Raw genomic sequence first — 19,730 nt, 5'->3', positions numbered from 1 at the left:
AAAGCCATGGTTTCCCTATCTGATACGAATGGTGAAGTAACAGATCAACTCATTCGTCAACAGATGATCACAGACGATGGGAAATTGGTTTCCTCCCTTAGAATTAGGAGCTATATGCCGTACGCTGCCTCCATCTTCACGTTGAATCGCAAGCAAATGGTGGAGATGTATCAGTCGAGAGAACAGCGTTCCTTCTGCTTTTCTATGCATGGGATAGCGTATGCCGATGATGAGGGAGGATGCCTGTCACAGTATGTGGTTGCAGTGTTTCAAACGGATGCGTTGTTGATCTACAAATCGAAAGAAGAGACGGTGTGGTTGGCTACCGGCAAAAAGACAAGAAAGCCTACTTTCCAGCGAATTGCAGTTAATATGAAGAACCGCGAGAGCCGTCATGTCTCCACTCTCGCAGTTAGAGCTATTTATGCTTTAGGGTTGGACTATGGTGTTGTTAAAATTGGGCTTTTTCAACGTAAAAAATTGAAAGTAATTGATGTGGTAATAAACCCCCGTATGAACGATACAATTAAAGAGGCATTTTGTGAAGCGATCGTATCATACATTAATCGTTTACCTAATATGACGACTAGACCGGAATCCATTATGCTCGGCGCTGATCCTGAATTTATTATGCGAGATACGAGAACAGGGGAGATTGTATTTGCATCAGATTACTTTCCAAAGGACGGTAAGGTAGGATGTGATGCTATATGGCAGGGAGAAAATCGTGAAAATAAACCCCTGGTTGAGTTGCGCCCTACACCTAGCAGTGATCCCAAGAAAGTGATTCTGCGCATGTACCAGGGGTTATTGCATGCAAATCACCTGGTTCCAAAGGAGAATGTGAAGTGGCTAGCAGGAGGGTTGCCTGTTGCAAGGCTTCCTTTAGGTGGGCATATTCACTTTAGTGGCCTTGATCTTAACTTCCCCCTCCTTCGTGCTCTCGATCAATACCTCGCGTTACCATTGGTGCTTGCAGAAGATCCGAGAGGAATTCTGCGTCGTCCGCGATATGGCTTTTTGGGGGACTTTCGCCGTCAACCCCATGGGGGGTTTGAATATCGTACCCTCCCAAGTTGGCTCGTCTCTCCCGTAATTACGTGTGGTGTGATGGCATTAGGACAGCTGGTTGCAAGCTCTTATCCTCTGTTACGGTATGAGCCACTATCGACAGAAGAGAGACAACAGGCGTATTATGAGGGGAACAAGCGAGTCGTGGGAGATATTATTTATGATATTTGGTTGGAGTTGCAGGCCTTAGAGTACTATCCTAGGTATGAAGAAATGCTCGATCCATACTTTGATTCGCTTTGTGCAGGACAGGTGTGGGATGAAACAAAAGATTTTCGCACGATGTGGAACATATCCATCGGGGGATCAGATCTGCTTGTCTAGTAGAATTAAGACATGATAAGATGAATGCAGTAAAGAAAAATAGAGTTTCGGAGGTATAACGTAGTGACCACATATACTCCGATGATACAACAGTATCTATCGATTAAGGCAGAGGTCCCCGATGCCTTTTTATTTTTTCGTTTAGGTGATTTTTATGAAATGTTTTTTGAAGATGCTACGCGTTGTGCAACAGAATTAGAGATCACATTAACCAGTCGCGATGGGGGTGGCGGGGAGCGCATCCCGATGTGCGGAGTGCCACACCACTCGAGTGGTGCATATGTACAGCGTCTAATTGAAAAAGGGTATAAAGTAGCAATATGTGAGCAAGTTGAGGATCCTGCAACAGCCAAAGGGGTAGTGCGGCGTGAGGTGGTACGGATTGTCACACCCGGTACGGTGATTGAAGATCAGATGCTCGCAGAGAAAGAGAATAATTTTTTGATAGTATTGGCTGGTGATCAAAAGCAATGGTCATTAGTGGCTACAGATCTGTCGACAGGCGAATGTTATGCTACAGAATTTGCTGACGATCAGCAACGCTGGTTAGATGAAGCGGCAAGCTACCGACCGCGTGAGGTGATTGTTGATCCCAAGTTAGCTGATCAGCAGGAGTTTCTCACGCAGATGAAGCAGCGGCTATCCTCATTAATTACAGTATTAGAGGCGACGACTTACCTTACGGAAGAAAAAGTGGAACAAGCGTTAGAGCAACAATTTCCTCACGAATCTATTGATAATCTCCCTGATGCGATTAAACGTGGATGTGGAGTGTTGCTTCATTACTTAGGACAGACGCAAAAGAGGTCTCTTACTCATCTGCGCCGTCTTCATCGATATTACACAGAAGAACATATGGTGTTAGATGAAGCTGCTCGTCGCAACCTTGAACTGACGCAAACGTTGCGTACAGGTAAACGGAAAGGATCGCTTCTTGATCTACTCGACCATACGGGCACCTCGATGGGAAGTCGCATGTTAAAAAAGTGGTTGGACAAGCCATTAATCGATGCGAATGAGATTTCAGCACGTTTAGACGCTGTTGAGGCTTTGATAGCGGAGCGTTTACTTTTAGAAGAAGTGCGGGAAGTATTAAAAAAAGTATATGATTTGGAACGCCTTAGTTCTCGGCTTGCTTATGGCTCCATCAATGCGCGAGAGTTGTTGTCATTACGTCGCTCTTTGGAACAAGTGCCGCAGATAAAAGCTTTATTATTACGCGTGAATAGTGGGTTGCTCGCTCAACTGGAAGCTGAACTAGATCCATGTACTGAAGTGAGTAGCCTTATTGCAGAAGCGATTGAAGAGGAGGCTCCCATTTCCGTTAAAGATGGAGGGATCATCCGTGTTGGTTTTGATGATGAATTGGATCGGCTTCGGGATATTCAAGCTGATGGGAAGGGGTGGCTGGCCCGATTCGAGCAACAAGAGCGCGAATTGACTGGGATTAAATCATTAAAGGTTCGCTATAACAAAGTATTTGGTTATTTTATTGAAGTGACAAAGTCTAACTTACATTTAGTTCCGCAAGAGCGATATCAACGGAAACAAACGCTCTCTAATGCTGAGCGTTATATTACACCAGAGTTAAAAGAAAGAGAACAACTGATCTTGGATGCACAGGATCGATCTACAGAATTGGAGTATGAGCGATTTGTGCAGGTACGGGAACAGATTGCTCACCATATTGCTAAGCTGCAACAAGTGGCAGAACGGATCGCACAATTAGACGTGTTGCACTCGTTTGCTGTTATTGCTAGTCGTCATCATTATGTAAGGCCGACATTGTCGATCGACGGTCAATTTTATATTAAAGAAGGCCGCCATCCAGTGGTGGAAGCAGCAGTGGGGGGAGAGGTTTTTGTCCCCAATGATCTTATGATGGATGACCATAATCAGCTGCTTTTGATCACAGGTCCGAATATGGCGGGTAAGAGCACTTATATGCGTCAGGTAGCCTTGATTGCGATTATGGGTCAAATCGGGTGTTTTGTTCCAGCTACATCGGCACAATTACCTGTGTTGGATCGAATCTTTACTCGGATCGGGGCAGCCGATGATCTTGCTGGTGGACAAAGTACATTTATGGTGGAGATGGCAGAGACTTGCGGAGCATTACGACAAGCAACACCACGCAGTTTGATTCTGTTGGATGAGGTAGGTCGTGGCACCTCCACTTTTGATGGCATGGCGTTGGCACATGCTATTGTTGAATATATTCACGATCGTGTTGGAGCCAAAACGTTGTTTTCTACTCATTATCACGAATTAACGCACTTAGAACAAGAGTTAGCGGGCGTAGTTAATGTGCATGTTCGCTGTGTGGAAAAGGAAGGTCAGGTCGTCTTTTTGCATCAGGTAGCACCTGGGCGCAGTGATCGTAGTTATGGAATTCAAGTAGCAGAATTGGCAGGATTGCCGGAGCAGGTAATTCAACGCGCTCAGGTGATATTAGACCAGTTGGAAAATGATAATGAAAAAGAAAGTGCGGCCAGTCTACAACTAGACCTTTTTCAATTACAGGAAAATACGGTGGAGTTGACGTCGGTGAGTGAAAAGTGTCCAGTTGAAGCATCTGTCTTAGAAGAGTTGACTTCTTGGAATGTGATGACAGAAGCCCCACTCGCGACAGTACAATTTTTGCATGAGTTACAGCAACGTTTAGTGAAGAAAGAGTAGAGGTGGAGGCGATGATGGATGGCTAAAATCCATATCATGGATGAGCATTTAGCCAATCAGATTGCGGCAGGCGAGGTAGTGGAGCGACCTGCCTCGGTGGTAAAAGAATTGGTTGAGAACGGGTTGGATGCAAAGGCAACTCGTATTCAGATTGAAATCGAAGAGGGGGGCATCCGCTCTATCCGAGTCTCAGATAATGGAGAGGGTATGGAACGAAGCGATGTGGAACGTGCATTTAGTCGCCATGCTACCAGTAAGATCCGGAGAGATCGAGACCTTTATTCTATCCGGACACTCGGGTTTCGTGGAGAAGCACTACCTAGCATTGCTTCTGTCGCCCGCGTTACAGTGAAAACACATGATGGTTCAGAGAACGCGCCTACCCAGATGAGAATAGAAGGGGGTAAAGTGATTTCGCTGACAGATACAGCACACCCTCAAGGGACAGAGGTAAAGGTGGAAGATCTGTTCTTCAATACACCAGCTCGTTTGAAATACCTTAAAACGGTCAACACTGAAATTAGTCATGTAGCCGATTATGTGGGAAGGCTCGCATTGGCACATCCAGAAGTGGGTTTTTTATTGCGCCATAATGGAAAGCAGTTGTTTCATACGACAGGTGATGGTAAGCGCCTGCATGCTATTATGTCCTTATATGGAAAGCAAGTGGCGAGTAAAATGGTCTCTTTTCAAGGGGAGGATGTAGATTATCACATAGAGGGATGGGCGGCGCGTCCAGAAGTAACACGTGCCAATCGCACCTATATTTCCACGATTATCAACGGTCGCTATGTACGCAGTATGAAGTTAGCTAAGGCTGTAACGCGTGCCTTTGATACCTTGCTCCCCATTGGGCGTTTTCCCATCGTCGTGTTGGCGATTACGATGGATCCTAAGTTGATGGATGTAAATGTGCACCCAGCAAAGTTAGAAGTGCGTCTAAGTAAGGAAGACTCGTTATTTTCGCTGATTGAACAGACATTAAAGAAGCGCTGGCACCAAGAGCAGTTGATTCCCGCTGTGGATATGAAGCGCGCCAAGAGTGGGGATGGCTCACAAGTAACTTTGCGGCAGCGCCAGGATGAAAAGCCACAGCAACAACGATTGTGGTCGGAGATGTCAAAGCAAGAGAAAGAGCCATCATCACCTCTTCCAGGAAAGATACGTGAACAGGTTGTTTTTCCAAGTGATCGGCTTTATCGACTGGCACAACAGGGTACAGAGGAGGGCCAAGAGCATACGGATGGCATGCTTCCTGATGGGAGAAGTCCGTCAGAGAGCCAACCTTCTAAGATAGACTCGACGAAGCTAACGTCGCCGTCTATCTTAGAAGAGGGGCCTAAGCTCAAGGAGGAGAACAAGACCTATTCTTACGAGAGTTCGTCTCAAACGCTACCAGCGTTTCGTCCACTTGCTCAAGTACATGGAACCTATATCGTGGCTGAATCAGATGATGGATTTTATTTAGTGGATCAGCATGCAGCACATGAACGGATTTACTATGAGCGCTTTATGCAAAAAATGGCGGAAGGATCATTTGAACACCAGTCCCTACTCGTTCCTCTTACCTTGGAATGTACTGCTTCAGAGGCTCAAGTGATCGAGCGTTATCGTGAGCAGCTGCATAAAGTGGGGGTTGAGCCGGAGTCATTCGGGGGAACCACCTATCTAGTGCGATCACATCCACGCTGGTTTCCGCAGGGAAGCGAGGAAGAACTTATTCGTGAAATGATGGGCTGGCTGGAGCAAAAAGGCGAGGTTCGGGTGGAATGGTTGCGTGATGAGGGCGCCAAAATGATGGCGTGCAAAGCAGCGATCAAAGCGAATCGTCGTTTGCGTCAGGAAGAGATGGAAGCGCTGTTTACCCAACTATATAATTGTCATACGCCTTATACTTGTCCGCATGGACGCCCTATTTTTGTGCACTTTTCCAGCTATGATTTGGAAAAGCTGTTTAAGCGGGTGATGTAAGGGTGCTCGTTACGACATCAATGAAGGCACAGACGAAGGATATCGCTTTGGCGGAAGAGCTAGCACAGCGACTGCGCATCCCTTATATAGAGAGACAAAGACACAGTATAGTAGAGTTGTTAGATTTACAAGAGGCTGAGCAGGCATTGCTCGTAGCTAATCAACAAATACGGTGGCAGGAACGGAGTGGAGACTCATTTTTCTTTCATCCTAACTTGGCCGCATTACGGGTAAAGCAATGGAAACAGACGGGAAATGATAGCTTGATACAAGTAGCGGGAATCGAAGAAGGAGATGAAGTTTTAGACTGCACCTTAGGCATGGGGGCGGACGCAGTGGTAGCTGCTCATGTTGTGGGTAGCAGTGGACGTGTGGTGGGTGTAGAGAGCCAGCCTGTGATCGCTACGATTGTTGCCCATGGGTTAAAGCAATATAGAACAGAACGGAATTCGTTAAAGGAAGCGATGGAGCGGGTACAGGTGATTTGTGCTGACTACACTTCCTACCTCGCCCAATGTGAGGATAACGCGTACGATGTCATACTCTTCGATCCGATGTTTCGCCAGACTGTGAAAAAATCACCCGCTATGCAGTCATTAAAGCAACTCGCTAACCCTCAACCCCTTGATGATGGAGCCGTGAAAGAAGCTATTCGAGTAGCACGCCGCAAAGTGGTGTTAAAAGAGAGAACAGGAAGCTCGGAGTTTGAGCGCTTAGGCTTTACTATCGTGAAAGAATCGAAGCGCTATGCACTGGCGGTGATTGAGACTGAGGAGGGGAAGTGATGCAGACGAAGGGAAAGTTGCTCGTTTTGGTTGGGCCGACAGCGGTGGGTAAAACAAACTTAAGTTTACATTTAGCAGAAAAATTTAATGGAGAGATCCTCTCTGGTGATTCCATGCAGGTATATCGAGGGATGGATGTTGGAACGGCCAAAGCATCGCAGAAAGAGCAACAGCAAGTGCGCCATCATCTCTTAGATTTGGTTAATCCAGATGAATCTTTTTCGGTAGAAGAATTTCAAAAGCATGCATATGAGGCGATTGCGGCTATTCATGCCCGCTCCCACCTTCCTATGCTGGTAGGAGGGACGGGGCTGTATATTCAGGCGGTCACTCATGGCTATCGTCTACCTAATATAGAAGAAGACGTGGCTTTGCGCGCTAAATGGAATGATTTTGCGGAGAAAGAAGGTAATGAAGCGCTGTGGCGAAAGTTACAAGAACAAGATGAAGTGACAGCGATGCGTCTTCATCCTAACGATCGTAGACGGGTCATTCGTGCACTAGAAGTGATCGCTAACACAGGAAAGCCATTTTCTGCTCAACAAGTGCAGCAGAAACCGCCTTACGATATTCTTTTTCTTGGTTTGACGATGCCGCGTGAACTTTTATATAAACGGATCAACGAGCGTGTCGATCATATGATTGCGGCTGGATTATTACAAGAGGTAAGGGCATTGTATGCTCAGGGGTATGGTCGCGAGTTGACTTCGATGCAAGCATTGGGATATAAAGAGATCATGCAGCATTTAGCTGGAGAGATTTCCCTGGATGAGGCGATTGAGCGAATTAAGCGGGGCACCCGTAAGTTTGCTAAACGCCAACTCTCTTGGTTCCGTCGAATGGATGAAATCCATTGGTTTGATTGCACAGCAAGTGATTTTCAACAAGAAATTACCTCTTTGATTGCAGGGGATTTTCTTGCACACAGAGAATAGAGTAAACGAGTGCCAAACGTACATAGGAGGTAATCAGCGTTGAAACAAACGATTAATATCCAAGATACATTTTTGAACCAGATTCGTAAAGATTCAATTCCTGTCACAATATACTTGGTTAATGGCTTCCAACTTAGAGGGATTGTGCGTGGATTTGATAACTTCACGATCTGTATTGAAAGTGAAGGCAAACAACAAATGGTATATAAGCATGCGATTTCAACCTTTACGCCTGTTCGCCCTGTAAATTTGATGGCGAATAGCAACCAAGAAGATAACGATAACGAGAAATAAAACCAAGTGACTTCACTTGGTTTTTTCATATGTTCACCAACGAATGGGCTCCTGCGTATATATAGAGGAGCCCATTAGAATCGTAAGAGGTGAACCAGATGAGCCAACGAGTGATCACACGGGCATCTAACCGCATTCAGGTCGTGTGGGAACACAGTTTACCCCCTATTCCGGCAAGTGTGGAGGAGAAACCACTCGCGTTATCAGAAGCGCTCAAAGAAGAGCATCACCTTCCGCTGCAGCGTTGTATCCACCGCTTAGAAGAGCTGGTAGGATTACAACATGTAAAGGAGTTTATTCAAGAGATATATGCATGGTTGGAAGTGAACCGTTACCGTGCTGCTGCCGGTTTGTCAGCAGAACAGCAGGTGTTGCATATGGTTTTTACTGGGAATCCAGGGACGGGTAAAACGACGGTGGCTCGGATGATGAGCGAAATGATGAAAGAGATGGAAGTTTTAACAGAAGGACATCTGATTGAGGCAGAGCGTGCTGATTTAGTCGGGGAATATATAGGACATACGGCACAAAAAACAAGGGAACAAGTGAAACGTGCGCAAGGCGGAATTCTCTTTATCGATGAAGCGTACTCACTCATTCGGGGTGGGGAGCAGGATTTTGGGAAAGAAGCCATCGACACGCTTGTAAAAGCGATGGAAGATCATCATAATCACTTTATCTTAATATTGGCAGGGTACTCAGATGAGATGAAGAGGTTTATGAATGCCAATCCAGGGCTGCCTTCGCGTTTTCCTTTGCAGCTTCATTTTCCTGACTTTACGGTGGGGGAGTTGGTGCAGATTGCTGAGGAAATGGTGAATAGGCGGGAGTATATCCTAGCACGAGCAGCTAAAGAGAAGCTGGCTACCATGATATATAGACGGAAGGAGGGGGGACGCCTCTCTTTTGGTAATGCTCGTACTGTCCGTAATTTGGTAGAGCAAGCGATTCGTCAACAGGCGGTTCGCTTATTACAGGAACGAGACCCTTCAAGGGACACATTAATGATGATTTTACCTGAAGATATAGTAGAATAGATCTTTTACAATCCTTTTGCGCAATAAATCATTTATTCGTGGTATACTCTAGCGTAAGTAATGGTTTTTTATAGAAGGAGATGGTGGCCATCGAAATAGCAATTGTGGTGGGGACTAGTACGCGTGCCCAACAAGCTGAATTGGAATCCGCTTTAGAAGAGTTAACGCGTTTAGCGGATACAGCACAAGCTGAAGTTGTTCATCAAGTGGTGCAGATACGTGAGAAACCGGATCGAGTCACATTGGTGGGCAAGGGGAAAGTGGCGGAAATCGTGGAGGCTGTTGAGGAACATGAGGCGGACGTAGTCATTTTTCTGCAAGAGCTTTCTCCTGCGCAATTACGTAATTTGGAGCAGGCAATCCCATGTAAAATAGTGGATCGAACACAATTAATCCTCGATATTTTTGCAATGCGAGCGCAGACGCATGAAGGGCGTATTCAAGTTGAATTGGCTCAAATGCAGTATATGTTGCCTCGATTAGTAGGTTCTCGCCAAGGTTTATCGCGGACTGGTGGCGGTATCGGAACTCGAGGCCCGGGTGAGAAGAAGTTAGAAGTAGATCGTCGACATATACGCAGACGTATTAGTGAGTTGAAGGAGCAGCTGGAGAAAGTGAAGCGGCATCGTCTGCTTCATCGCAGTCGACGTCGTAAAATGGATATTTTACAAGTAGCATTGGTAGGGTATACAAACGCGGGGAAGTCCTCTTTGCTCAACCAACTGACCAATGCTGACGTCTTAGCGGAAAATCAATTATTTGCCACACTGGATCCCACATCTCGTTTCTTTGAGCTCCCTTCTAAGGAAACCATCATGTTAACAGATACGGTTGGATTTATTCGCGACCTTCCGCATGACCTGATCGCGGCATTCCGTTCCACCTTAGAACAAGTGACAGAAGCGGATCTTCTTCTTCATGTTGTGGATCAAAGTCACGCAGAGGCGGATGCGCAAATGAAGGTGGTAACACAAGTGTTGGAAGAGTTGGGGGCATCTCATGTACCTGTGTTAACTGTGCTGAATAAAGCGGATCAAACACACTCAGAGGTATTGACTCCTGAAGGGGAATCGATTTCTGTTTCCGCTTTTTCAAGTATGGATCTGTTACGGTTGGCAGAGCGCATCGATGAAATACTCCATCAACAGCAGGTAAAAGGGTTAGCTAAACTTCCTGTTGAGCGTGGAGAGTGGATCTCTTCTTTATACCAACAAGCAGATATTATTGAGTCTGAGGTAACGGGGCTCACAATGGAAATTTCATTTACGCTACCAGCGGAGCAATTTGAGCGCTTATCTCCTGAGATGAAATCGCATATTCAATTGCAGTAGACGGGGAGAGTGTTATTGTATCACTGGTTCCAGTTTAAGGTTAGTTCTATTGTAGGCCTTCTTTTCGTCCATGTCAGCGAAAGAAGGCCGTTTGTATGCCAACTTTGTTACATCATCATACTTATCGTAAAGGGACGAATTAGATGTATACGTATTTACAAAACAACCAATTGTTAAAAGGGTGGGCAGAGGAAGTGGAAGCCCATATCCATGAGAAGTTTAAAGAGATTGACCAAAGAGTAGAGCTTCACCAGATGCGTGCCTTAAAAGCGTTTCGTGAGGAAGGGGTAAGCGAGCATCATCTTGCCCCTTCTACCGGCTATGGCTACGATGATGCAGGGAGAGAGCGATTAGAACGTATTTTTGCCCGGTTGTTTGGAGCAGAGGAAGCGTTGGTCCGTTCTCATATCGTATCAGGAACACATGCGATCTCGGCTTCGTTATTTGCGGTCTTACGTCCAGGGGATCAGCTGTTGTCGATTACGGGACCTCCTTACGATACGCTGAAAGGGGTTATCGGAAACGAACAGGATGGCTCAGGCTCTTTAGCTGATTTTGGTATTGGTTATCGCGAAATCGCATTGACCGCTTCCGGTGAGGTGGATGTAGTAGCGGTGAGAGAAGCAGTACGTCAAGAGAAGCCGCAGTGCGTAGCTATTCAACGCTCACGAGGCTATGCAGCCCGACCTTCGTTTACGATTGCACAAATAAAAGAGATGATAAACGTTGTGCGAACTGCATCCCCTCAAACAGTCATTTTCGTTGATAATTGTTATGGAGAGTTTGTGGAAGAAGAAGAGCCGACTCATGTAGGCGCAGATCTGATTGCAGGCTCCCTTATTAAAAATCCTGGGGGTGGGATGGCCAAGTCGGGTGGCTATATCGCTGGACGTGCGCATTGGGTTAAGCGGGCTGCTACGGCAGTAGTTGCACCTGGAATTGGCAGTGAAGGGGGAGCTACTTATGGTTACCTGCGTGACTATTTTCAGGGATTGTTTCTGGCGCCACATGTGGTAGGTCAAGCATTAAAAAGTGCGGTGTTCTCTGCTGCGATGCTGGAGCGAGCAGGTTTTCCTACCTCCCCGCGTTGGAATGAAGGACGCACGGATATTATTCAACAAATCTCTTTTCAAGACCGTGATCTCCTAATTGCCTTTTGCGAAGGCATACAAGAAGCTTCGCCTATTGATGCGCACTTGTTACCGGTGCCGGCTCCGATGCCAGGATATCCTGATGACGTGATTATGGCAGCAGGTACATTTGTGCAGGGAGCAAGTATTGAGTTATCGGCCGATGGTCCTCTGCGCCCGCCATATACGGGTTTTTTACAGGGAGGGCTCACTTATGCACATGGGAAAGCAGGTATATTAATCGCTTTAGATCGTATGTTGACAACAGGAAAAATGAAAAAGGGGTAAAAATATGGATATATTCTGGTGGTTCGTTATTGCTGTGTTATTTGTCCTCGCATTTGCAGGTTTATTTTTGCCAGTGTTGCCGGATAGTCCGCTTGTGCTCGTTGCATTTATTGTATATCACTTTGCAATTGATCAGACACAATTAGGAATAGGTTTTTGGATTATCGCGAGTATCTTAACGGTGCTGATCATTGTGATTGATTATGCCGCCAGTGCGGTCGCTGCCCGTACCACAGGTGGATCGCGAACAGCGATGTGGTCAGCTCTTGCTGGAGCAATTATTGCTCCTTTCCTTTTAGGGCCACTAGGGCTGATAGTAGGTCCATTTGTGGCAGTTTTTTTGGTTGAACTCTATAAACGCCGTTCTTGGCAGGAGGCGTTAAAGGTTGGTGGAAGTACTCTCGTCGGGTTCTTAGGCGGTGTTTTTATGAAAGGGATCCTTATGTTTGGGATGATTGGTTGGTTTTTCTTGCTTATTTGGATATGATGTAAAAAAAACTAACATCATTTTGGTTATTAAATTGACAATAGAAGGGGAGATGAGTATAATGAAAGAGAAGAAAGTGAGAGGAGGATGTTGGAATGAACGATGATATCCGTCGTAGTATGCCTTTGTTTCCTATGCGCATAATAACGAAGTTGACCGAGCTTACTCCGAGGCAAATTCGTTATTATGAGCAACAAGGGCTCATTCAACCTTCTCGCACCCAAGGAAACCAACGTTTGTTTTCGTTTCATGATGTGGATCGCTTGCTAGAGATCCGCTCGTTGTTGGAGAAGAAAGTGAACATTGCGGGAATCAAGGAGATGTTGAGACAAGGTCGCTCGGGTGAAGCGATCGTGCAGGAGCCTTCATCTTCTGTAGATGCGAAAGCACAGCAACAAGATATGTCAGATGAAGATTTGCATAAGCTCTTGAAAAGACAACTCAGTGATTCTGCCAGCAAGAGAAACCACTTAACTCGCGGAGACTTAGCGCGCTTTTTCCACTAATCTTACCTACTATCTGAGAGGGGAATTCATTGATGGCACGTACCTTTACAAAAGATGAAATTTTGGCTTCCGTAGAACGAGAAAATGTCCAGTACATTCGCTTGATGTTTAGTGATTTGTTAGGAACCATCAAGAATGTAGAGATACCACGCAGTCAATTGGGGAAAGCCCTTGATAATAAAATGATGTTTGATGGTTCTTCGATCGAAGGTTTTGTTCGTATTGAAGAATCGGATATGTATTTGTACCCTGATTTAAACACTTGGATGATCTTCCCGTGGTCGTCTGATTCAGAAGGTGGAAAAGTAGCAGGTCTGCTTTGTGATATTTACAATGCCGATGGTACGCCATTTGCTGGCGATCCGCGCGGTATTTTAAAAAGAGCGCTGGCCGAAGCGAGCGATATGGGCTTCACTGCTATGAATGTAGGCCCAGAGCCTGAGTTTTTCCTCTTTAAATCGGATGAAGCAGGCGAACCGACAATGCGCCTAAATGATAAAGGTGGATATTTTGACTTAGCTCCTTTAGACTTAGGGGAAAACTGTCGCCGTGAAATTGTGGTAACACTAGATAAAATGGGATTTGAAGTGGAAGCATCTCATCATGAAGTGGCCCCAGGTCAGCATGAGATCGATTTTAAGTATGCCAATGCTCTGCAAGCGGCTGATAACATCCAGATGTTTAAGCTGATGGTTAAAAACATTGCACGTCAGCACGGTTTGCACGCTACTTTTATGCCAAAGCCGCTATATGGTGTGAACGGTTCAGGTATGCATTGTCATCAATCTCTATTTAAAGGAAGCGTCAACTCGTTTTATGATGAGCAAGATGAGCTTGGTTTGAGCAAAACGGCACGCCAATATTTAGCGGGTATATTAAAACATGCACGCGCGTTTGCTGCTGTTACCAATCCGGTTGTTAACTCATATAAGCGTTTGGTTCCCGGTTTTGAAGCTCCTTGCTATGTAGCGTGGTCACCGAAGAACCGAAGTCCATTAGTGCGGGTTCCGGCATCTCGAGGGATGAGCACACGGATTGAATTGCGTAATCCTGATCCTGCAGCTAATCCGTATTTAGCCTTAGCGGTTATGCTTAAAGCAGGACTAGATGGAATTAAAAACGAGTTAGATCTGCCAGAACAGACTGATCGCAATATTTATGTGATGGATGAATCAGAACGGAAGGATGCAGGAATCGAAAGTTTACCTTCTACGCTAGCTGAAGCGCTGGATGCACTTAAGGAGAGTAAAGTGATTCGTGATGCACTGGGCGATCATGCCTTCCAGCATTTTGTAGAAGCGAAAGAGATTGAATGGGATATGTTCCGTACGCAAGTACATCCTTGGGAGCGAGAGCAGTATTTATCGCTTTATTAAGAGCTTAAAACCCTTAACACCTGCAGGTGTTAAGGGTTTTTTTAGTAATAAATTGGTGGAGAACTTAAACTAGGGAAGAATGTATATTCTATGTTAGAAAACATGACATTATTTCTTGACCCTTTGCTGTTACTGTGCTAATATTGGTGACAAGAAGATTTTGTGTTAGTAAAGTTAACATAATGGGGGTAAAGAAATGGACGTAGCTAGTGTAGCGGCAGCAGTAGATATGGTTTGGGTTATGTTGGCAGCAATATTGGTAATTTTTATGCAGGCTGGCTTTGCTCTTTTGGAAGCAGGTTCTACTCGGATGAAAAACGCAGGGCATATTGCCGGGAAACAAGTGCTCAGTTTTGCGATAGCCGCGCTTTGCTTTTGGGCATTCGGGTATGCAATCACATTTGGTGAAGGAAATGCGCTTTTTGGCACCAGTGGATGGTTTCTCAACTTTGCCGGTGAACAAGAATTTCCGATCGAAATTATGTATTTATTCCAAATGGCATTTGTGGCTGTATCATTGGCGATAGCGTGGGGAGGTTTCGCTGAACGTGCTAAATTAAGTGTATATTTCATCTTTGGAGCTTTATTTACCATTATTATTTACCCGGTTGTTGGCCATTGGATATGGGGCGGAGGGTGGCTTTCAGAATTGGGTAAGCAAGATTTTGCGGGTTCGACCGTCGTCCATCTACAAGGGGGAATAGCTGCATTGATTGCTACACTTCTTCTTGGTCCTCGGCTAGGAAAATTTAATAAGGATGGCTCGTCGAACATGCTACCTGGTCACAATCAGGTGTATACGGTTTTAGGGGTATTAATTATTTGGGTTGGATGGTTTGGTTTTAACGCGGGAAGTACGTTAGGAGCTATGGACGGATTTTTTGGATATGTCGCATTAACCACTCAATTGGCAGCAGCAGCGGGTGCAATTGCTGCTCTTGTAGCCGGAAGGTTGATTGTAGGTACTTTTGAAATACCCGCGCTTCTTAATGGAGTATTGGCGGCATTAGTCGCGATTACAGCAGCATGTGCGTTTGTAGAACCGTGGGCAGCGGTTGTGATCGGAGCAATTGCAGGGTCTTTGACAGCATGGACTTCACATTTCTTTGAACGAAAAGGGATTGATGATCCTATCTATGCTTTTTCTGTACACGGGATCGCAGGGATCTGGGGGACTTTATCTACTGGATTTTTCGCATCTCCACGCTTAGTAGAGATGACGGGTGTCGGAAGAGCTGGTCTGTTTTATGGTGGAGGATGGAGCCAACTCGGGATTCAAGCTCTGGGGATACTGGTCGTCTCGCTCTACGTGGCTAGTGCAAGTTTTCTTATCTTGTGGGGACTAAAAAAGACGATTGGGTTGCGTGTGTCAGAAGAAGAGGAATGGAATGGCTTAGATTTGAGTGAACATGGTAGTTATGGTTATGGAGAGCAGATCCACTATTTTGGTCTACAAGAGACTGCCACCACTGCCTTAACAGATGAAAAGGTAATGCAGAAGACGAGCTAAAAGATAAAGTCTCACTTCTCTATATGGAAATTTCTAATCAGCTGCTTCGGCACTTGCTGAAATGAGTTAGATTACAAAAAGCTGGGTGTAAGCTGCCCAGCTTTTTGTAATCAATTAAGCTGCCGTGCTCATTTCTATATAATTTTACATATACTGGTAGAATAGAACGATAGAAAGGAGAGAATAAGGTGCCAAGAATAGGAGCAGAGGTAGAAAGAATAGAGAATGGGGCTAACGAGAGTGACGGATTTACTTTTATGGTTCGCAGGCAGTTTACATTTCTTGCCGATGATCAAACATATAGTTGTATCTTAGATGCGCTAGTAGGTGTAGGCGTTAATGTTACAGCGGTTATTACTCGGAAGTTACCATCGGGACTAAATCTAAATCTGATTGTCGTGGGTCCACCAGGTGAAAATGTACTACAGCAAAATATATTGATGCGGGGAGTATTGAGATTTTTTGGCATTCAAAGTAGGGAGAATAACGTGTTGCAAGTCTCTGATTTTCCACCCGGAATGCCTGGTATTCTTAGTCCTATTTTCGGAGGGTTATGGTGTGAAATGAGGGTAAGTACTATATATTTGGGAGAGGACAATCGTCTATACCTCGATGTCTCGGATATCCCTAAGGCAATTCGAATCTTATCGCAAACGCCGATCAAGCAGTGCCCTAAATCGTGCACGAGATGAAGAAGGTAAAGTGTGCAATAAATAAAAGGGGATGGTTTATGCTGACAAGAATTATTTTTGTGTCTCTGCAGTTGGTGAAAACACAGGGAATGCTTGGTGTTTTTCCATAAGTGTGGTCGTATTTTTCCAAGCGGCCGAGATATTGTTTTGTGGCACCTGCGGCACATCTTCAAAGGTGGGGTTCGCACTCGTAATGGGTAAGATACTAAAATGACGCTTTCCCGCTGCAGTATACTTGTGACGGTACGTTGGAATATAGGAAGCTTTTTCAAATGAAATCTGTTTTGTATGGGGGTCTTCAGTTAGGGTCACATATACTAAAATTCCTTCATCAGTATAATCGATGGTTTGTCCAGATATAGCGTTACCCATGGAGTAGATTACGAATTTTTCTTCTCCTTCTACTTCCGTCTGTTTCATCGGCTGTAAGACGTGTGGATGCCCACCTAGGACCACATCGGCTCCAAATTTAAAGGCTTGTTCCACAATTTTTTGTTGTTGTTCACTTGGTGAACGCTGATATTCGGGTCCAAAATGAAGCCCGACTATAACCGCTTCGGCTCCCAGCTCCTTACTCAGCTCAATATCTTTTTTCATTTTAACAGGATCGATTAAGTTGACTAGGTATTGTTTCTCCGCGGGTACAGGAAGTCCATTAGTGTGTTCCGCATAGGCGAGGAAAGCTAATTTAATTCCATTTTTCTCAACGATGACCGGTTTTTGTTCTGCTGCGGTAGGTGCTGTACCTACAGGGATAAGGCCACTTTTTTTCAATTGAGTATAGGTACGAATAACTCCCTTTTCGCCTGTGTCCATAGAATGGTTGTTTGCGGTGGTAACTAAGTCGAAACCAGCACGCAAAACGGCATCTGCAAAGGCATCGGGAGCATGAAAACGTGGGTATCCACTATAGGGGCGCTCTTCCCCAGCTAATGTGGTTTCAAAGTTGGCAATGGCTAGATCGGCTTCTTTTAGGTATGGTTCAATCTCAGTAAAGAAAGAGTCGTATTGGTAGCTGCCGTCTGCTTGTTTACCCGCTTGAATTTGATCACTATGCATCATTAAGTCACCCATTGCAGCAATGGTAATCGTTCGTGGAGGAGGCGGTTCTTTAGGTACCTTTGTTGTTGTTTCTTTTGGGAGATTGGCAGCAGGTGTTTCGGTGTCTGCGGACAGGGAACAAGCGGTTAGTATAACGATCATAAGAAGTAAAGTAAGGGATTTGCTTATCTTTTTAGCCATCACACATTTAGCCTCCATATTTAGATACGATATATGTATTAATGAAGTTTATAATGAAACTGCTATGAAAACAAGGATTAGTTGGGAGATAAATGAAAACAGGAGTTGCGAATATCTTTTTTCGCAACTCCTGTTGATGTTTTAATCCCTAACCAAAAATGATTCTAGCATCCAACTGTGCTTTTCAATGTTGGTACGAATGTGTGTGAGCATATCTGCTGTGGCATGATCGTCTTCGCTCTCCGCGATATGAATGCCTTGATGAAGGTCAGAGACAAGCATACGGAAGTCGTTATTTATACTTCTCACCATTTGTTCGGTACTCTCATTCCCTGTTGCCTCTGATATGGAAGCTTCACTCAGGTATTCTTTCATACTGCCGATTGGCTTGCCTCCAATGGCTAGTAGGCGCTCTGCCAGTTCGTCTACATAGGCAGCAGCTTCAGTATAAAATTCTTCAAATTTGGTGTGTAACTCGTAAAAGTGTTTTCCTTTTACATACCAGTGGAAGTTGTGCAACTTCACATACAGAACGCTCCAGTTGGCAACTTGCTTGTTTAAAACGGTTGCAATCGTTTTGGTTGCTACATCTTGGATCATTTCATCACCTTCAACTTTTTTGTGGGTGGTGGTCTATCTGTGATCATTTCCTTTAACAAAAGCTTTCATACTGGTGATTCTTTCTAGTGGTTCGTTGACGACTGGACAACCCAGCGGTATAATGGCTTAAAGTTTATATGGCTATAGGAGGAAGGCGAGTTATGCCAACGTTGATTAAAGATGTGTCTAGTCATGTAGGGGAAGAAGTAAGAATTGGTGCATGGCTCTATAACAAGCGATCAAGTGGAAAAATACAATTTTTACAATTACGAGATGGAACGGGATTTATTCAGGGTGTGCTATTGAAAAAGCAAGTACCGGCTGAAATATGGGAAGCAGTTAAAAATTTACCGCAAGAAAGTTCTTTGTATGTTTGGGGAACGATACGGGCTGATGAACGCGCCCCAAGTGGGTATGAATTGGATGTAACACAAGTAGAAGTGATTCAAGCGGCGGAAGAGTATCCGATCTCGCTTAAAGAGCATGGTATTGAGTTTTTAATGGATCATCGCCATTTATGGCTTCGCTCTCCACGGCAACAAGCGATTTTGCGTATTCGTGGTGAAATTATCCATGCGATGCAGGATTGGTTGAGTCAGCAAAGCTTTACGCTGGTGGATCCACCTGTACTTACCCCGTCTTCATGCGAAGGGACGACAGAGCTCTTTCATACAAAATATTTTGATGAAGATGCGTATCTATCGCAAAGCGGACAATTATATATGGAAGCCGCTGCGATGGCGATGGGTCGTGTCTATTCCTTTGGTCCAACTTTTCGTGCGGAAAAATCAAAAACGCGTCGTCATCTGATTGAGTTTTGGATGATTGAACCGGAGATGGCTTTCGTGGAACATGAAGAGAGCTTAGTGATGCAAGAAGAATTCCTCAGTCATATCGTAGATCATGTGTTAAAAACATGTCGATCGGAGTTAAATACATTGGAGCGTGACGTCTCTAAGCTGGAGCAGATAAAAGCCCCCTTTGCTCGTATTACATATGATGAAGCAGTGGAATTCCTTAATAAGGAAGGGTTCGAATTTACGTGGGGGGATGATTTTGGTTCCCCGCATGAGACGAAGATTGCAGAAAGCTATGATCGACCTGTTTTTATTACGCACTACCCGACAGAGTTAAAATCGTTTTATATGAAGCCCGATCCACAAAGACCTGAGGTGGTTCTCTGTGCGGATTTGATTGCGCCTGAAGGGTACGGGGAAATTATCGGAGGTAGTCAACGTATTGACGATCCTGCCTTATTAGAACAGCGGTTTGCTGAGCACAAACTATCAACAGATGTTTATCAGTGGTACCTTGACTTACGTAAATACGGCTCTGTCCCCCATTCGGGATTTGGGATTGGCTTGGAGCGCACAGTCGCCTGGATATGCGGTTTGGAACATGTACGTGAAGCGATTCCGTTCCCACGTATGCTCAATCGGATGTATCCATAGGGTAGGGATTTTGAACCATTT

At 45.0% G+C, this 19,730-nt stretch carries 17 protein-coding genes; 15 read left to right on the top strand and 2 right to left on the bottom strand.

Annotated features, from left to right (window positions below; all coding sequences use genetic code 11):
* Window positions 1-6 precede the first annotated feature (6 nt).
* The 14 genes from NXZ84_RS06435 (at window position 7) to NXZ84_RS06370 (ending at window position 16,416) form a co-directional block, all read left to right on the top strand.
* Window positions 7-1,395 (top strand): putative amidoligase domain-containing protein, encoded by a 1,389-nt coding sequence (locus NXZ84_RS06435; protein WP_258839445.1) that lies wholly within the window; start codon window positions 7-9, stop codon window positions 1,393-1,395.
* 63 nt (window positions 1,396-1,458) lie between these two features.
* Window positions 1,459-4,074, top strand: a complete 2,616-nt coding sequence (gene mutS, locus NXZ84_RS06430; protein ID WP_258839444.1) for a DNA mismatch repair protein MutS — start codon at window positions 1,459-1,461, stop codon at window positions 4,072-4,074.
* 18 nt (window positions 4,075-4,092) lie between these two features.
* Window positions 4,093-6,045 (top strand): DNA mismatch repair endonuclease MutL, encoded by a 1,953-nt coding sequence (gene mutL / locus NXZ84_RS06425; protein ID WP_258839443.1) that lies wholly within the window; start codon window positions 4,093-4,095, stop codon window positions 6,043-6,045.
* 2 nt (window positions 6,046-6,047) lie between these two features.
* Window positions 6,048-6,830 (top strand): class I SAM-dependent methyltransferase, encoded by a 783-nt coding sequence (locus NXZ84_RS06420; RefSeq protein WP_258839442.1) that lies wholly within the window; start codon window positions 6,048-6,050, stop codon window positions 6,828-6,830.
* The gene (gene miaA, locus NXZ84_RS06415) at window positions 6,830-7,765 is read left to right on the top strand and encodes a tRNA (adenosine(37)-N6)-dimethylallyltransferase MiaA (protein WP_258839441.1); all 936 of its coding nucleotides are present in this window, start codon (window positions 6,830-6,832) and stop codon (window positions 7,763-7,765) included. The genes NXZ84_RS06420 and miaA overlap by 1 nt, the downstream gene beginning before the upstream one ends.
* A 39-nt stretch (window positions 7,766-7,804) precedes the next feature.
* The gene (gene hfq, locus NXZ84_RS06410) at window positions 7,805-8,059 is read left to right on the top strand and encodes an RNA chaperone Hfq (RefSeq protein ID WP_258839440.1); all 255 of its coding nucleotides are present in this window, start codon (window positions 7,805-7,807) and stop codon (window positions 8,057-8,059) included.
* A gap of 98 nt (window positions 8,060-8,157) precedes the next feature.
* A complete protein-coding gene (locus NXZ84_RS06405) occupies window positions 8,158-9,096 on the top strand; it encodes an AAA family ATPase (RefSeq protein ID WP_258839439.1) in 939 nt (312 codons plus the stop codon).
* An 83-nt stretch (window positions 9,097-9,179) separates the two neighbouring features.
* The gene (gene hflX, locus NXZ84_RS06400) at window positions 9,180-10,427 is read left to right on the top strand and encodes a GTPase HflX (RefSeq protein ID WP_258839438.1); all 1,248 of its coding nucleotides are present in this window, start codon (window positions 9,180-9,182) and stop codon (window positions 10,425-10,427) included.
* Window positions 10,428-10,570: 143 nt separating this feature from the next.
* Window positions 10,571-11,845, top strand: coding sequence for a methionine gamma-lyase family protein (locus NXZ84_RS06395; RefSeq protein WP_258839437.1), 1,275 nt, complete (start codon window positions 10,571-10,573; stop codon window positions 11,843-11,845).
* Window positions 11,846-11,849: 4 nt separating this feature from the next.
* A complete protein-coding gene (locus tag NXZ84_RS06390; RefSeq protein WP_258839436.1) occupies window positions 11,850-12,332 on the top strand; it encodes a DUF456 domain-containing protein in 483 nt (160 codons plus the stop codon).
* A gap of 95 nt (window positions 12,333-12,427) precedes the next feature.
* Window positions 12,428-12,838 (top strand): MerR family transcriptional regulator, encoded by a 411-nt coding sequence (locus tag NXZ84_RS06385; protein ID WP_258839435.1) that lies wholly within the window; start codon window positions 12,428-12,430, stop codon window positions 12,836-12,838.
* Between the two features lie 32 nt (window positions 12,839-12,870).
* Entirely contained in the window at window positions 12,871-14,214 is a 1,344-nt protein-coding gene (gene glnA, locus NXZ84_RS06380) for a type I glutamate--ammonia ligase (RefSeq protein WP_258839434.1), read from the top strand.
* Window positions 14,215-14,410: 196 nt separating this feature from the next.
* A complete protein-coding gene (locus NXZ84_RS06375) occupies window positions 14,411-15,724 on the top strand; it encodes an ammonium transporter (protein WP_258839433.1) in 1,314 nt (437 codons plus the stop codon).
* Between the two features lie 188 nt (window positions 15,725-15,912).
* Window positions 15,913-16,416 (top strand): hypothetical protein, encoded by a 504-nt coding sequence (locus NXZ84_RS06370; RefSeq protein WP_258839432.1) that lies wholly within the window; start codon window positions 15,913-15,915, stop codon window positions 16,414-16,416.
* Between the two features lie 51 nt (window positions 16,417-16,467).
* Here the strand turns inward: NXZ84_RS06370 and NXZ84_RS06365 are convergent, their stop codons facing one another.
* Window positions 16,468-17,658, bottom strand: coding sequence for a CapA family protein (locus tag NXZ84_RS06365; RefSeq protein ID WP_258840352.1), 1,191 nt, complete (start codon window positions 17,656-17,658; stop codon window positions 16,468-16,470).
* 141 nt (window positions 17,659-17,799) lie between these two features.
* Window positions 17,800-18,258, bottom strand: a complete 459-nt coding sequence (locus NXZ84_RS06360) for a Dps family protein (protein WP_258839431.1) — start codon at window positions 18,256-18,258, stop codon at window positions 17,800-17,802.
* 161 nt (window positions 18,259-18,419) lie between these two features.
* On the opposite strand from NXZ84_RS06360, the gene asnS reads away from it, so the two are divergent.
* Window positions 18,420-19,709 carry an asparagine--tRNA ligase gene (asnS, locus tag NXZ84_RS06355; RefSeq protein WP_258839430.1) on the top strand — a complete coding sequence of 430 codons (1,290 nt, stop codon included), beginning with the start codon at window positions 18,420-18,422 and terminating at the stop codon, window positions 19,707-19,709.
* Window positions 19,710-19,730: the final 21 nt, after the last annotated feature.

It is taken from the genome of Mechercharimyces sp. CAU 1602 (assembly GCF_024753565.1).
Taxonomy (GTDB): domain Bacteria; phylum Bacillota; class Bacilli; order Thermoactinomycetales; family JANTPT01; genus Mechercharimyces.
Note: the sequence above shows the minus strand (reverse complement) of the source record. Positions and strands in the feature narration are given on the sequence as shown.

Excerpts from the sequence above, each read along its gene's own strand:
- miaA (WP_258839441.1), top strand. The coding sequence starts at position 6,830 with ATGCAGACGAAGGGAAAGTTGCTCGTTTTGGTTGGGCCGACAGCGGTG.
- NXZ84_RS06375 (WP_258839433.1), top strand. The coding sequence starts at position 14,411 with ATGGACGTAGCTAGTGTAGCGGCAGCAGTAGATATGGTTTGGGTTATG.
- NXZ84_RS06390 (WP_258839436.1), top strand. The coding sequence starts at position 11,850 with ATGGATATATTCTGGTGGTTCGTTATTGCTGTGTTATTTGTCCTCGCA.
- NXZ84_RS06435 (WP_258839445.1), top strand. The coding sequence starts at position 7 with ATGGTTTCCCTATCTGATACGAATGGTGAAGTAACAGATCAACTCATT.
- NXZ84_RS06395 (WP_258839437.1), top strand. The coding sequence starts at position 10,571 with ATGTATACGTATTTACAAAACAACCAATTGTTAAAAGGGTGGGCAGAG.
- NXZ84_RS06360 (WP_258839431.1), bottom strand. The coding sequence starts at position 18,258 with ATGATCCAAGATGTAGCAACCAAAACGATTGCAACCGTTTTAAACAAG.
- NXZ84_RS06405 (WP_258839439.1), top strand. The coding sequence starts at position 8,158 with ATGAGCCAACGAGTGATCACACGGGCATCTAACCGCATTCAGGTCGTG.
- NXZ84_RS06365 (WP_258840352.1), bottom strand. The coding sequence starts at position 17,658 with ATGGCTAAAAAGATAAGCAAATCCCTTACTTTACTTCTTATGATCGTT.
- mutL (WP_258839443.1), top strand. The coding sequence starts at position 4,093 with ATGGCTAAAATCCATATCATGGATGAGCATTTAGCCAATCAGATTGCG.
- asnS (WP_258839430.1), top strand. The coding sequence starts at position 18,420 with ATGCCAACGTTGATTAAAGATGTGTCTAGTCATGTAGGGGAAGAAGTA.
- NXZ84_RS06385 (WP_258839435.1), top strand. The coding sequence starts at position 12,428 with ATGAACGATGATATCCGTCGTAGTATGCCTTTGTTTCCTATGCGCATA.
- glnA (WP_258839434.1), top strand. The coding sequence starts at position 12,871 with ATGGCACGTACCTTTACAAAAGATGAAATTTTGGCTTCCGTAGAACGA.